The following is a 13932-nucleotide window of genomic DNA, read 5'->3' on the forward strand; positions in this document are numbered from 1 at the left end:
GTCCATGACTCCGGACGAACGGCGCCGATCGGCCGATTCGGGGCCGGTTCGCGGCCGATTCGGCGCATCCGTCCTGAGTTGTGTCGACGGGCACATCCGCGAGCTGCGAAGGCTGTTCCTCGCCCCACTCGACGCCGACGACGTCCGCGAGACGGCCGAGGAGCCCTAGAGTCTCTCGACGATCATCGCGTTGGCCATGCCGCCGCCCTCGCACATCGTCTGCAGCCCGTAGCGGCCACCCACCGCGTCGAGGTGATCCACGAGTGTTCCGAGCAGGCGCGTGCCCGACGAGCCGAGCGCATGGCCGAGCGCGATCGCGCCGCCGCGCGGGTTGAGCCTGGCCGGGTCGGCACCGAGCTCGGCCGCCCAGGCCAGCGGAACCGACGCGAACGCCTCGTTCACCTCGTACGCATCGAGGTCGTCGATCGTGAGGCCGCTGCGGTCGAGGATCCGCCGGGTCGCCGGGATCGGCCCCGTCAGCATCATCAGCGGGTCGTCGCCGACGACGGCGAACGAGCGGATGCCGGCGCGCGGAACCAATCCGAGCGATTCGGCTCTCTCGGCGCTCATCAGCAGCGCGGCCGAGGCGCCGTCGGTGAGCGGCGAGGAGTTGCCCGGGGTGATCCGCCAGTCGAGGTCGGGGAAGCGCGCGGCGAGTTGATCCGTGCGGAAGGCGGGGTTCAGACCCGCGAGCCCCTCCACCGTGGTTCCCGCTCGCACGGTCTCGTCGGTCACGGCATCCGGCGCTTCGACGACCCCGACGACCGTGCGATCGAAGAAGCCCGCGGCCCAGGCATCCGCCGCCCGCCGGTGCGACTCGGCGGCGTAGGCGTCGAGCGCGTCACGGTCGAGCCCCCAGCGCTGCGCGATCAGCTCGGCCGAGACGCCCTGGTTCACCAGCCCCTCGGGATACCGGGCGCGCACGCGCGGCGACATCGGGGAGCCGCCGGCCGCCGACGATCCGAGGGACACCCGGCTCATCGACTCGACCCCGCCCGCGATCACGATGTCGTAGGCGCCGGCCATGATCCCCTGCGCCGCGATGTGCACCGCCTGCTGGCTCGACCCGCACTGCCGGTCGATCGTCGCCCCCGGCACGCTCTCGTCGAAGCCCGCGGCCAGCACCGCCTGCCGCGCGATGTTCGTCGACTGGTCCCCCACCTGACTCACGCAGCCGAGCAGCACGTCGTCGATCTGACGCGAGTCGAGGCCGTTGCGCTCGAGCAGCGCCTGCAGCACTCCGGCGGCGAGATCGACCGGATGTACCCCCGAGAGCGCACCCCCGGGCTTGCCGCGCCCGACCGGGGTGCGGACGACATCGACCAGAACGGCTTCGCTGCGCGTGCTCATTCCCCCATTCTGCGCCGATCGCCGCGCCCGCGCCGTAATCCGCCCGTCACACGCCGCGAATAGAATCGACGACGCGCCATCACCCCGGTGCACCCCGCACGCAGGCCCGCGACCCGGGCCGCCCGCTCTCTCGAGGACCCCACCATGTCCAGTGATCCCATCACCGTGTCCATCCGCCGTGAAGTCGACCCCGCCCGCATCGCCGAGGCGACCGCGTGGGTGCAGACCGGCGTCAACCTCGCCAACAAGTACCCGGGATTCCTCGGGTCGGGCTGGGTGCGGTCGGGGGATGAGACCAACGTCTGGCACATGCTGTACCGGTTCGCCGACGAGCAGACGCTCACCGCGTGGGAGGACTCCGGCGAGCGCGGCTGGTGGCTGTCGATGGGCGAGGGCTTCGTGCGCAGCGAGCGCTCGCGCCGCCGCACCGGAATCGAGGGATGGTTCGACGAACCGACCACCGGCACGATCACGGTGCAGACGACGGATGGCCGGGCCGAGGTCGCGGTCGTGAACGCCCCGCCGCGGTGGAAGCAGGCGGTGTCGATCTGGCTCGGGTTCTTCCCGGTGAACCTCGCCTTCACGTACGCGATGTCACCGGTGCCGGGATGGGATGCGCTGCCGATCTGGCTGCGGGTGCTCGTGACCACCGCGGTGCTGACGCCGATCATGGCCTACCTCGTGCTGCCCTGGGTGACCCGGCGCCTGCGCCACTGGCTGGCGCGCTGAAGTCAAGGGACATCCCCGGGAGCGGATGCCGTGGCACTGTGGTGACATGCGCATCGCTCTCACCGGATCATCGGGCAAGCTCGGCCGCGTCGTCGCGAGGGAACTCCGGGCGAACGGGTACGAGGTCATCGGGATGGACGTCACGGGGGTCCGCGGTCCGGACTTCGTGCAGGTCGATCTGACGGACTACGGGCAGGTGGTCGACGCGTTCACCGCGGTCGGCGACCGGCACGACGGCATCGACGCGGTCGTGCATCTCGGGGCGATCCCCGCTCCCGGCATCCGCAGCGATGTCGCCACCTTCCACAACAACATGCCGGCCACGTTCAACGTGTTCTGGGCGGCGGTGCGCCTCGGCATCCGTCGCATCGTCTACGCGTCGAGCGAGACCGTGCTGGGGCTGCCGTTCGACGTGCCGCCGCCCTACATCCCGGTCGACGAGGACTATCCGGCCCGGCCCGAGTCGGTGTACTCGCTGGTGAAGACGCTCGAGGAACAGCTGGCGACCGAGCTCGTGCGCTGGCACCCGGAGGTCTCGATCACCGCGCTGCGGTTCTCGAACGTCATGGACCCCGAGGACTATGCCGCGTTCCCCGCCTTCGACGCCGACGCGACGCTGCGCAAGTGGAACCTGTGGGGCTACATCGACGCCCGCGACGGCGCCCAGGCCGTGCAGCGCGCCCTCGAGGTCGCGGCCCCCGGGTTCGACCGGTTCATCATCGCGGCCGCCGACACGGTGATGTCGCGGCCGAACGCCGAGCTGATCGCCGAGGTCTTCCCCGGCGTGCCGGTCACCCGCGACGTCGGACCGAACGAGACGCTGCTGTCGATCGACAAAGCGCGGCGGGTGCTGGGCTACGACCCGCAGCACTCCTGGCGCGACGAGGTCTGACGCGCCCTTCGCCCGGCTACTCCTTCTTCCGGACCACCGCGCGCTGCAGAAGGACGAAGACGAGCAGGATGCCTCCGGTGATGATGGTCGTCATCTCGGGAGGGATCCCCCCGTCGCGAGTGATGAGCACCGTCATCAGACCGAGGACGAGCGCCCCGACCACCGAGCCGAGCACGTACCCGTAGGCTCCGGTGAGCACAGTGCCGCCGATGACGGCCGCGGCGATCGCGTCGAGCTCCCAGCCGATGCCGGTGATGTTCTGCGCCGTTCCGAGCCGCGCCGTGTAGAGCACCGCCGCGAGGCCCGAGAGAGCGCCGCTGATCACGTAGACCATGACCTTGGTGCGCCGCACCGGCAGGCCCATCAGCAACGCGGAGTTCTCGGAGCCGCCGATTGCGTAGACCGTGCGGCCCGTGCGGGTGCGGTGCAGAACGAAGAACGCCACGACCACCACGAGTGCGGCGATGATCACGGCCGGGGTGATCACGAGGTCGTTCACCTTGGGGCCGTCGATCACCTTGAGCTGGACACCGAGCCAACGGATGGGCGAATCCTCGTCGAGTCGCTCGGGAGTCGTGCTCAGGAGGGAGGCGAGACCGCGCCCGAGGAACATCATCGCCAGGGTCGCGATGAAGGGTTGCACGTTGAAGTAGCGGATCAGCACACCCGATACGACACCGAACGCCGCTCCGGCTCCGATCATCGTGATGACGACCGCGATCGGGTTCCATCCGGCATTGGACAGCATCACCCCGGCGACCGAGGAGAACGCGATGATCGAACCGACCGAGAGGTCGATGCCGCCGGTGAGGATGACAAACGTGAGGGCGACCGCGAGCACCACGAGGTGGGCATTGTTGATCAGGAGGTTCGACAGGGTGTTGAACTGCACGATGCGCCCGTAGGCGATCTCACCGTAGATGACCATCGCGACGAAGATCACCACGGAAGCCACGGTCGGGAGGACCGAGGGGTTCGCCAGGATCGTGCGACGGATGCGGCTCTTCAGATCCGTCGCGGTCGACGTCCCGGCGGTGGGCGCGGTGAGGACGGTCATGCCGCCACCTCCTCTTTCGTGTTCTGTCGCTCGGTCGTGGCGAGCGGTGTCCTCCGTCGTCGGCCGAACCAGCTCCGGACCCTCTCGGACTGCAGCAGGCAGAGGACCACGATGACGATGGCCTTGAACGCGGGCGTCGCCGAGGACGAGATGCCGAGGAACAGCACGGTCTTGTCGAGCGTCGCGATCAGCAGTGCGCCCACGAAGGCGCCGCCCAAGGAGAACTTGCCGCCGGCGAGCGAGGCGCCGCCGATGACGACGGCGAGGATCGCGTCGAGCTCGAGCTGGTAACCGGTGCGCGAGATGTCGACGGTCATGACGCTGCCGACGGACATCACGCCGGCGATCCCGGCGAGGATGCCGCTGAGGACATAGGCGGTGAGCAGGAGTCCGGCCGGCTTGATGCCCGCCATCCGGCTCGCCCGCGGGTTGATGCCGATCGCCTCGATCATGAGGCCGAGCGCGCTGCGGCGCACGATCATTCCGACGGCGATCACCAGCAGCACCGCGAGGATGAACACGACCGGGATGCCGATGAGGTAGCCGTTCGAGATCCACCGGAAGGGCGTGCTCGATGCGGAGGTGTTCTGGCCCCCGGTGATCACCTTCGCGATGCCGCGGCCGGCCAGCATCAGCACCAGCGTCGCGATGAAGGGTTGCAACCCGACGTAGGCGACGAGGATGCCGTTGACGGCGCCGAGGATCGCGGTGACGAGGAGCGCGAGTCCGACCGCGGCGAGCGCGACCCCGATGGAGTCGGAATCGCCGGCGGCGCTCAGGAACTCCATCGCGACGGCGCCGGAGACGGCCATGAGCGAGCCGACCGAGAGGTCGATGCCGCCGGTCGCGATGACGAGGGACATCCCCATCGCGATCATCATGACCGGAGCCGCCTGGCGGAGGATGTCGATGACGTTGCCGACCAGATGACCGTTGTTGGGGTTGACGGAGAGCGCCAGGTAGGTCGGATCCTTGACGACGTTGAGCGCGAGGAGCGCCAGGATCGCGACGATCCCCCAGAAGAAAGGCTTGTGGATCAGCTCGCGCCATGCAGGCGTGCCGGAGGCGGTGGTCATCGCGCGTCTTCCTTGTCGGTGATGAGGATGTCGGGTTCGGCCTGTGCGCCGTCCGCGTCGTCGAGTGTCTCCGCGGCGGCGGTGACGCCGTGGGCGGCGATCACGTCGACGATCTCCTGGGCGGTGACGTCGGGGCCGTTCTGGATCTCGCCGATCTTGCGGTGGTCCTTGATGACGACGATGCGCTCGGACAGCCGCACGACCTCCTCCAGTTCGGAGGAGATGAAGACGACGGCGACGCCGTCCTCGGCGAGAGCGGCGACCGTCTCCTGGATCTCGGCCTTGGCACCGATGTCGATGCCGCGCGTCGGCTCATCGAGGATGAGCAGTTCGGGCTCGGTGGCGAGCCAGCGCCCGAGAAGAACCTTCTGCTGGTTCCCGCCGGAGAGGTTCTTGATCATGCGGTCGGGGTCGGCGGGGCGCACGTTGAGCTCGGTGATGTACTTCTCGACGATCGCGTCCTGCTCCTTGCGCGACATGGGGCGCGCCCATCCCCGCTTGGCCTGGACGGCGAGGATGATGTTCTCGCGCACGGTGAGATCGCCGATGATGCCCTCGTCGCGCCGGTTCTCGGTGGAGAACGCGACGCGCCGAGCGAGCGCGTCGGCCGGGGACTTGAGTTCGGCGGGCCGTCCGTCGATGGAGACGTTCCCCTCGTCGGCTCGGTCGGCCGCGTAGAGCAGGCGGGCGAGCTCGGTGCGACCCGCTCCCAGGAGGCCGGCGAAGCCGACGACCTCGCCGCGGCGGATCTCGAGGTCGGTCGCCTCGACCGCGCCGCGGCGTCCGATCCCGGATGCCGCGAGGTACGGCTTCTCGTCGGGATCGCGGGGATCCCGACGCCGGTTGCCGCCCAGCGACTTCAATGCGTCGAGGTCCTTGCCGATCATGGTGGAGATCAGTGCGTGCCGATCGAGGTCGGCGGTCAGGAACTCGCCTTCGTAGCGCCCGTTGCGCAGCACCGTGAGGCGATCGCTGATCGCGTAGATCTGGTCGAGGAAGTGCGAGACGAAGAGGATGGCGACGCCGTCGGCGCGGAGCGCGCGGATGACCGCGAAGAGGTTCTCCACCTCGGCGGCGTCGAGGCTCGATGTGGGCTCGTCGAGGATGAGCACCTTGGCCTGGATGGCCATCGCGCGGCTGATCGCGACGAGCTGCTGCATCGCGATGGACAGGGTCGACAGCGGCCGATGAGTGTCGAGGTGCTCCAGCCCGAGTCGGGCGAGCGCGGCCGTCGCGGCACGATGGGTCGCTCGCCAGTTGATGTCGAAGAGGCCGCGCACCTCGTGTCCGAGCATCACGTTCTCGCCGATGGAGAGATTCGGCGCGAGGTTGACCTCCTGGTACACGGTCGAGATCCCGGCCGCCTGGGCGTCGCCCGTGCCGGAGAAGCTGCGCTCGCTGCCCGCGACCATGATCGATCCGGAGTCGATCCGGTAGACCCCGGTCAGCGCCTTGATCAGCGTGGACTTGCCGGCGCCGTTCTCGCCCATGAGGGCGTGCACCTCTCCGGGGAAGAGGCGGAAGTCCACCCCGTCGAGCGCCTTGACGCCCGGGAACTCGATCGAGATGCCGCGCATCTCGACGATGGGCTGTGGTTCGTTCATCGCTGTCTCTCCGTGTGGTTCGCCCGGGTGGCGTCGCGTGAGCGGCGCCACCCGGGCCGGGCCGGTGCTGTGCCGGCGTCCGATCAGTACTTGCGGTCGGCGAGCACGGCCTTCGCCGCGTCCGCGGAGTCGAACTCCTCGCTCGGCACGACGATGTACGAATCGACGTCCTCTCCGGCGAGGGTCTTCTCGACCACGTCGAGCGCGGTCTCACCGAACAGCGGGTTGTACTCGTGGACGTAGCTCAGCTCACCGTCCGCGAGCGCCTGCATGGCGTTCTTCGTTCCGTCGATCGTCGCGATCTTGACGTCCTCGCCCACGACGAGCCCGGCTTCCTCGGCGGCCTGTGCAGCACCCAGACCCATCTCGTCGTTCTGCGCGAACACGAGCTGGATGTCGTTGTTGTTGGCCTTGAGCATCGTCTCGAAGACGCTCTTGCCCTCCTCCGCCGACCAGTTCGCGGTCTGCGCATCGAGCTTCGTCAGCGAGGCGTCGCCGAGGCCCTCGTCGAAGCCCTCGTTGCGCTCGTTCACGACACCGACACCCGCGGGGCCCTCGAGCACGACGTAGTTGCCACCGTCGGGGAAGGTCGCCGCGGCCCACGCGCCGACCTCCTTCGCGACCTCGACGTTGTCGGGCGCGATGCGGGTGACGTAGAGGCTGTCGTCGTCGGGCTCGATGCCGCGGTCGAGCAGGATCACGGGGATCTCCGCCTCCTGAGCGCGCTTGAGCGAGTCCTCCCAGCCGGAAGCCTCGGTGGCGGAGAGCAGGATGACGTCGACTCCGGCGTCGACGAACGACGTGAAGGCGTCGATCTGCGACTTCTGGTCGAGGTTGGTGGCGGGCGCGTACTTGAGGTCGTAGCCCGCTTCCTTGGTGAAGGTGTCCTGGATGTTGGCCTCGTTGGCCTCGCGCCAGGCGCCTTCGGGGCCGACGGCGACGAAGCCGACGGTCGTGAGCTCTCCGGAGTCGCCGCCGGCGTCTCCGCCGTCCGATCCTCCGGCGCACGCCGTGAGGCCGAGGGCGAGCATTCCTGCTGCGGCCAGACCCAGCGCGGTGCGGATGCGCTTCTTCGCGAACATGTTTTCTCCTCTTCGAGAAGCCGGGACCGACCCGGCGAACCGTCGAGACCGTCGTGGTCCCTGGTGATTGCAGGACGTCGTGTCCGGCGTCCTGGTGGCGATGTTACCGGGAACAATTCGTGGAACACAACGTATGTTCTGAAAATCAGCGGTTTGTGTCGCCCCCTGCGGTGTTACCGGACACATGCTCGGTCGATTCGAAGTCGGCGGCGATCATCTCGACGACGGTGTCGACAGTGACGCCGGGACCGTTGCTCAGCTCGCCGATCTTCTCGCGATCCTTCAGCACGATGATCCTGTCACTGAGCCGCACGACCTCTTCGAGCTCCGATGAGATGAACACCACCGCCACGCCGCCGGCCGCCAACTGGCTCACCCGCCGCTGGATCTCGAGCTTCGCCGCGATGTCGATCCCGCGCGTGGGCTCGTCGAGGATGAGCACGTGCGGGCGGGTGGCGAGGGCGCGCGCCAGCAGGACCTTCTGCTGCGTGCCGCCCGAGAGCAGGCCGACGGGTCGATCCATATCGGCGGGGTCGAGGTGCAGCGCCTCCACATACGTGTCGACGAGCTCGGCCGACTCCGCCGCGGACAGCGGCCGCGACCAGCCTCGCAGGGCTTGCAGCGACAACACGATGTTCTCGCGCGCGGTCAGCTCTCCGATGATCCCCTGGGAGCGCCGGTTCTCGGTCGACATCGCGATCCGATGCTGCAACGCGACCGACGGACTGCGCAGATCCACACGCCGGCCGTCGACCCACAGCTCACCGCTGTCGGCCCGCACCATGCCGCCCATGAGGCTGGCGAGTTCGGTGCGCCCCGATCCCCGCAATCCGGCGAAGCCGACGATCTCCCCGCGCTGCACCTCGATGTCGGTGCATCCCATCTCGCCGCGACGCCCGAGATCGGATGCCTGGATCGCCGCCTCGCCATCCGTGGCGTAGTGATGCGCTTTGCGCTCGGAACCGAGCGCCCGCAGGCTCTCGATGTCCTTCCCGAGCATCTGCGAGATGAGGTCGGCACGCTCGAGATCCCGCGTCGCATTCTCGGCGACGAGGCGCCCACCTCGGAGCACCGTCATCCGGTCACTGATGGCGAACGCCTGCTCGAGGAAGTGCGAGACGAACAGGATCGCGACTCCGCGCTCGCGCAGCCCGCGGATGACGCGCATGAGCGTGGCCACCTCCGCCTGATCGAGGCTCGACGTGGGCTCGTCCAGCACGAGCACCGCGGGGTCGTCGACGACCGAGCGCGCGAGCGCGACCAGCTGCTTCTGCGCCGGCGAGAGCATCGCCAAGGGCGTCCGAGGATCGAGGTCGTCGAGGCCGAGTCGAGCGAGCGCGGCGGCGGCGGCGATGCGCGTACGGCGCCAGTCGATGCCGAGCAGGCCGCGGCGCTCGCGACCGAGCATCACGTTCTCGCCGACGCTGAGGTTCGGACTCAGCTGCGTCTCCTGGAACACCGTCGCGATCCCGGCGGCGCGGCTGTCGGCGACACCCGAGAACCTGCGCGGCACCCCCGCCACGGTCAGCGTCCCGGCGGCCGGTGCGCACGTGCCGGTGAGCACCGCGATCAGGGTCGATTTACCCGCCCCGTTCTCGCCCATCAGGGCGTGCACCTCTCCGGGGAAGAGACGGAAGTCGACATCGTCGAGCGCCCGCACGCCGGGGAAGTCGACGGTGATCCCCGACAGTTCGACCAGCGGGTGCTGATCGAGCGCGCTCATCAGCGCACCTCCCGCGGAGGCCCGGTGGATGCCCGGGGCACGAGCTCCGTCTGGATGCGGGTGAGCGGAGGGATCTCGCGCTCTTCGATCGCGGCTCGCAGCATCTCGACGACGGCGCCGCCGAGCGCATGGAAGTCCTGCCGGACGGTGGTGAGCGGAGGAAGGAAGTGCCGCGCGAGCGGAACGTCGTCGAACCCCACGACACTGAGGTCGGTCGGCACCTCGAACCCCTTGTCGTGCAGGCCGTGGATGAGCCCGATCGCCATGTCGTCGTTGGCGGCGAAGACCGCGGTGTAGTCGGGGAGCCTGTTCAGCCCCATCGCGAAGTCGTAGGCGAAGTCGGCCGTCCAGTCGCCGACGACGATCGGCCGCTCTCGGATCCCCCAGGACTTCGCCCGGGTGTGGAACGCGCGCTCGCGGGCGCGGGCGTCGAGCCAGTCGAGCGGGCCCGAGATGTGCAGGATGTCGCGATGCCCGAGCGCGACGAGGTGGTCGACGACGAGGCTCGTGCCGGCGTGCTGGTCGATCGAGACCGTGAGGAAGGTCGGATCGGCATCGGCTTTGACGACGAGCATGGGCACGCCGATCGACACCCGGCGCAGTGCGGCCACCGACGACGAGCGCGGCGCGATGACGCAGAGCGCATCGACGCCCTGAGTGATCAGGTTCTCGACCGCCTCCTGCGGGGAGGTGCCGTCGCCCTCGTGCAGTGCGATCTGGGTGACCGAGTAGTCGGCCGTACGAGCGGCGAGCTCGACGGCGCGCAGGATGCTGGAAGGGCCGAAAGCGACCGAACTCTCGATGAGCACCCCGATGCGTCGCGAGCGCTGCGTGGCGAGCGCTCGGGCGACGAGGTTGGGGCGGTAGTCGAGCTCTTCGATCGCTTCGAGCACGCGGCGGCGGGTGTCCGGCTTGATGTTCGGGTGATCGTTGAGCACCCGCGACACCGTCATGTGGGACACGCCCGCGATCTCGGCGACCTGCCGGATGCCGGGCTTGTCCGAGCCGACGTTCACCATCCGCACCTCCGTCGGCCTCGCCTCGAGCGATGTTACCGAGAACACCGTGGTGCCGCAACGATCGACGGACCCGCCCGCTCGGACTCCCGAGGGCGTCCGAGCGGGCGGATCCCGACGGTCACGATACGGTGACCGCCGCTGACGTCATCACTCGTGCGGAGTGATGCCCGGCCGACGGCGTCGAGCCAGCCAGAGAGCCGAGCCCGCCGCGAGCAGCAGGCCGCCGACGATCGCCGCCGTCAGCGCCCCTGCGGCGTCCCCGCCGGTGGCGGCGAGGGATCCGTCACCGGCCCCCGCCCCCGAACCGGGGTCGGATCCGCCGCCGGTCCCGGTTCCCCCACCGTTCCCGCCGCCGCCCGGTTCCCCCGCAGCGACCACGGTGAGCGCGAGGCGCGCGAGGTCCACGTCGCCGTCGCGCAGCACGATGGTGTGCGCGCCGGGTTCGATGTCGGCGGGGATGACGACGGTCGACGACAGACGCCCGTCGGCGACCGACGCGGTCGCAAGGGCACGGTATTCGCTCTCGATCCCGATCTCGACCTCCTCGACCGGGACACCGGTCGCAGAAACGGTGACGGAGCCGCCGGCGACGACCTCGGTCGTCGAGAGCGAGGCGACCAGCTGCTCGCCCGGTTCGGTGCCCTCACCGTCGAAGGACCAGTTGTCGACCTCGAACAGATCGGTGTCGGCATCCACCCCCTCCGGTCCGGCGAAGACGAAGAACACGTCGTGCTCCCCGGCAGCGCCGGTCACGTCGGCGCTCACCGTCGTCCACTCGCCGAGGGTGCCCTCGACCGGGATCTCGGCGACGACGGGACCGTCGACGTCGTCGAGGCGCACCTGCACCGACGCACCCTCGACGAGCGGCCTGACGGATGCCGAGACGGAGGTCGCCCCCGCACCGAAGTCCACGCCCGAGATGCCGGCGAAGTCGCCGTCGTCCACACCGGAGAGCACCATGTTGCCTCCGCCGTTGTGCTCGGGGAACTCGACCGACGCCTCATCCGTGGAGACCGTCGTGAGACCCAGCTGCCAGGCGAGCGTCTCGGCCTCGAAGGTGCGATACGGATCGAAGCTCTCCACCTGGCTCACACCGGCCCGGGTTCCGGTGACCGGCTTGATGGTGCCGTCCTCGTTGAACTCGAGCTTGTCGATGTGCACCGAACGGTAGCCCTGGGTCGACCCCGGGGTGCCGAGGGCCGCCGCCCACGCCGCGCCGCGCGTCTGAGCGTGGTAGGTGAAGTAGGTCTCCCCCTTGTAGGTGAACATGTCGGAGTGGTTGTTGCCGCCGTTGCCCGCTCCGAAGAACGTGCTCTGGTTCTGGAAGGCGACCCCGGCATAGGTCGACGCCGACAGATCCATCGGATCGTCGGTCATCATGTACGCGATCGCGCCGCGCGACGGGTACTGCCCCGGCACCTCGTTGACCTGGAAGTTCGACGAGTACGAGTAGTAGTACGTGTCACCGCGCTTGAAGAGGCTGGAGGCCTCGAACATGCCGGGGGCGTCGATCTCGACCGGGTCGCCGTCGAGGGTCACCATGTCGTCCTTCAGTTTGACCACGCGGGTCGACTTCGGATTCTGCGGTCCCTGCACGTTCGGCGCGGTGCCGATCTGCGAGTTCCCGCCGAAGTACAGGTACCCCTGTCCGTCGTCGTCGATGAAGACCTCGGGGTCGAACAGCCACATGCCCGCGGGGAACCCGCCCCCGGCGATGTAGTCGCGGTCGACGGTGTCGGGGATGATCTTCTTGCCGAGCGGGTCTTCCCAGGGGCCGAGCGGAGAGCCGCCGACGACCACGGCCGTACCCGTTCCGCTGTCGCAGAAGTACAGGTAGACCTTGCCGTCCTTCTCGATCGCGGCGGGCGCCCACGAGTTGCGGGCCCACGGAGCGGCGCCGCCCTCACGGGCGACCGGAACCGTGCCGTGGTCGACCCAGTTCACCATGTCGCTCGTCGACATCACGTTCAACCGGGTGATTCCGCCGTATCCGTTCGACTGCGTCGGGAGGCCGTTCTCGTCCTTGGAGTTGAGCTCGTACTGCTGAGTGTCGTCCGTCGAGTAGATGTACAGGCGGCCGTTGTAGATGAGGTGGTGCGGATCCGCTCCGAACTTGTGACCGACCAGCGGGTTGTGGTCCCCGACGGGCTTCGTCTGCACCTTCTCGAGGCTGGTGAATTCGGGCTGAGCCGGCGCATCGGCGATCTTCACGAGCGACACCTCGTCGATGGCGAAGTCCTGCAGCGCGGACGACCCCCACGGCGTCTCGACGAAGAACCAGTCCGCGGCGGCGTGGCGCGCCTCGGCCGTGAACTCCTGCGAGAACGTGCCCCACTCGCCCTTCGTGAACGTGTGGCCGTAGTCCGCGCATCCGTTGAAGTTGGAGGGGCAGAAGGTGAAGTTGAACTGCTGCGTGTCGGCGCCCTCGTCGTACCTGAGCTTGCCCGTCACGCGATACGAGGCGCCGAGCTCCAGTTTGCCGCTGACGCTGGCGAACGGACCCGACTGCGTGTTCTCGCGCGCGGAGACCGCGAGCGAGTGCGCGCCGGAGGCCGCGTCTTCGCTGAGCGCGAGCGTTCCGCCGCGGGTGTTCGTCCATCCGGCGCTGTCCGTCACGAAGCGACCGTCGGGCAGGAGGTTCCCCGGCACGGCGGGCGGCTCGACCGCGGCACCCGAACCGTCCTGCGCGACGAGGGCCACGTCGTCGATGACGAAGCTCTGCACATCGGTGTTCCACGGCGTCTCGACGAAGAGCAGGTCGTACTCGGCGCTGAGCGGCGTGAAGGTCTTCTGCACCGTCGCCCACTGGCCCGCCGTGGCCGTCGTCGAGGCGACGACATCGCAGCGGCTGCGGGTCGACGTGCACAGCACGACGTTGAAGTTCTGCGTCTCGCGCCCCTCCGCGAACTTGAGCGATAGGCTCAGGTCGTACGAGGTTCCGGTGTCGAGGAGGCCGGTGACGGTGGCCGTCGGACCGGACTGGAACGACGTGCGGGCGCTGATCTGGAGCGACTTCGCCCCGGTGCGCGCATCCGTGCTCTCGGCGAGCGTTCCGCCGAGAGGCGCGGACCAGCCGCTGATGCCCGTCTCGAACGTGCCGTTCCCGATGAGCTGCGTCGGCGCGGCGAATGCCGTGCTCGTCGCGCCGAGCGTCAACGATGACGCGGCGAGCGCGGCGACGCCGAGCAGCGCGGCGAAGCGCGCCCCCGATCGGCCGCGCGCGGCGACGGTTCTGTGTGGTCTCTTCACTGCTGTTCTCCTTCTCTGGGGTCGCTCGATGGCGCGCCGAGATCGCGGTCGGACGGACGGATCCGTTCGATCGCCGGTGCGTTCGTGCGGGGTTCTCAGCGGCGTCGTTCGGGCCGACGGCGGATCGCCGCGGAGCCGGACGCCGGCTTCC

Annotated in this window: 11 protein-coding genes; 3 read left to right on the plus strand and 8 right to left on the minus strand. The window is 69.0% G+C overall.

Going from position 1 to position 13932, the window contains the following annotated elements; genetic code table 11:
• The first annotated feature begins 4 nt into the window (after window positions 1-4).
• Window positions 5-169, plus strand: coding sequence for a hypothetical protein (locus ACTJKK_RS08740; protein WP_440747688.1), 165 nt, complete (start codon window positions 5-7; stop codon window positions 167-169).
• On the opposite strand, the gene ACTJKK_RS08745 is transcribed toward ACTJKK_RS08740, so the two are convergent.
• A complete protein-coding gene (locus ACTJKK_RS08745; protein WP_440747689.1) occupies window positions 166-1350 on the minus strand; it encodes a thiolase family protein in 1185 nt (394 codons plus the stop codon). The genes ACTJKK_RS08740 and ACTJKK_RS08745 overlap by 4 nt on opposite strands.
• A 144-nt stretch (window positions 1351-1494) precedes the next feature.
• Between ACTJKK_RS08745 and ACTJKK_RS08750 the strand changes: the two genes are divergently transcribed.
• Both ACTJKK_RS08750 and ACTJKK_RS08755 read left to right on the plus strand, forming a co-directional pair.
• Window positions 1495-2079: an antibiotic biosynthesis monooxygenase gene (locus ACTJKK_RS08750; protein ID WP_336641695.1), complete on the plus strand. Its 585-nt coding sequence runs from the start codon at window positions 1495-1497 to the stop codon at window positions 2077-2079.
• 46 nt (window positions 2080-2125) lie between these two features.
• Entirely contained in the window at window positions 2126-2971 is an 846-nt protein-coding gene (locus ACTJKK_RS08755; RefSeq protein WP_440747690.1) for an NAD-dependent epimerase/dehydratase family protein, read from the plus strand.
• 16 nt (window positions 2972-2987) lie between these two features.
• Here the strand turns inward: ACTJKK_RS08755 and ACTJKK_RS08760 are convergent, their stop codons facing one another.
• The 7 genes from ACTJKK_RS08760 to ACTJKK_RS08790 form a co-directional block, all read right to left on the minus strand.
• Entirely contained in the window at window positions 2988-4028 is a 1041-nt protein-coding gene (locus ACTJKK_RS08760; protein ID WP_247633802.1) for an ABC transporter permease, read from the minus strand.
• On the minus strand, window positions 4025-5104 hold the full coding sequence (locus tag ACTJKK_RS08765) for an ABC transporter permease (RefSeq protein WP_247633801.1): 1080 nt from the start codon (window positions 5102-5104) through the stop codon (window positions 4025-4027). Before ACTJKK_RS08765 ends, ACTJKK_RS08760 begins: the two co-directional genes overlap by 4 nt.
• The gene (locus tag ACTJKK_RS08770) at window positions 5101-6708 is read right to left on the minus strand and encodes a sugar ABC transporter ATP-binding protein (RefSeq protein WP_440747691.1); all 1608 of its coding nucleotides are present in this window, start codon (window positions 6706-6708) and stop codon (window positions 5101-5103) included. The genes ACTJKK_RS08765 and ACTJKK_RS08770 overlap by 4 nt, the downstream gene beginning before the upstream one ends.
• Before the next feature lie 83 nt (window positions 6709-6791).
• Entirely contained in the window at window positions 6792-7790 is a 999-nt protein-coding gene (locus ACTJKK_RS08775; RefSeq protein ID WP_247633799.1) for a substrate-binding domain-containing protein, read from the minus strand.
• Between the two features lie 145 nt (window positions 7791-7935).
• The gene (locus ACTJKK_RS08780) at window positions 7936-9513 is read right to left on the minus strand and encodes a sugar ABC transporter ATP-binding protein (protein WP_440747692.1); all 1578 of its coding nucleotides are present in this window, start codon (window positions 9511-9513) and stop codon (window positions 7936-7938) included.
• Window positions 9513-10532, minus strand: coding sequence for a LacI family DNA-binding transcriptional regulator (locus ACTJKK_RS08785; RefSeq protein WP_247633797.1), 1020 nt, complete (start codon window positions 10530-10532; stop codon window positions 9513-9515). Before ACTJKK_RS08785 ends, ACTJKK_RS08780 begins: the two co-directional genes overlap by 1 nt.
• A gap of 147 nt (window positions 10533-10679) precedes the next feature.
• Complete coding sequence (locus tag ACTJKK_RS08790) at window positions 10680-13781, minus strand: family 43 glycosylhydrolase (protein WP_440747693.1); 3102 nt, start codon at window positions 13779-13781, stop codon at window positions 10680-10682.
• Window positions 13782-13932 lie beyond the last annotated feature (151 nt).

Source organism: Microbacterium sp. 22179 (assembly GCF_052045715.1).
Lineage (GTDB): Bacteria > Actinomycetota > Actinomycetes > Actinomycetales > Microbacteriaceae > Microbacterium > Microbacterium galbinum.

Bases quoted from the DNA above. Each gene is read 5' to 3' on its own strand.
- ACTJKK_RS08780 (WP_440747692.1), bottom strand. From the start codon at position 9,513: ATGAGCGCGCTCGATCAGCACCCGCTGGTCGAACTGTCGGGGATCACC.
- ACTJKK_RS08740 (WP_440747688.1), top strand. From the start codon at position 5: ATGACTCCGGACGAACGGCGCCGATCGGCCGATTCGGGGCCGGTTCGC.
- ACTJKK_RS08770 (WP_440747691.1), bottom strand. From the start codon at position 6,708: ATGAACGAACCACAGCCCATCGTCGAGATGCGCGGCATCTCGATCGAG.
- ACTJKK_RS08765 (WP_247633801.1), bottom strand. From the start codon at position 5,104: ATGACCACCGCCTCCGGCACGCCTGCATGGCGCGAGCTGATCCACAAG.
- ACTJKK_RS08745 (WP_440747689.1), bottom strand. From the start codon at position 1,350: ATGAGCACGCGCAGCGAAGCCGTTCTGGTCGATGTCGTCCGCACCCCG.
- ACTJKK_RS08775 (WP_247633799.1), bottom strand. From the start codon at position 7,790: ATGTTCGCGAAGAAGCGCATCCGCACCGCGCTGGGTCTGGCCGCAGCA.
- ACTJKK_RS08785 (WP_247633797.1), bottom strand. From the start codon at position 10,532: ATGGTGAACGTCGGCTCGGACAAGCCCGGCATCCGGCAGGTCGCCGAG.
- ACTJKK_RS08760 (WP_247633802.1), bottom strand. From the start codon at position 4,028: ATGACCGTCCTCACCGCGCCCACCGCCGGGACGTCGACCGCGACGGAT.
- ACTJKK_RS08750 (WP_336641695.1), top strand. From the start codon at position 1,495: ATGTCCAGTGATCCCATCACCGTGTCCATCCGCCGTGAAGTCGACCCC.
- ACTJKK_RS08755 (WP_440747690.1), top strand. From the start codon at position 2,126: ATGCGCATCGCTCTCACCGGATCATCGGGCAAGCTCGGCCGCGTCGTC.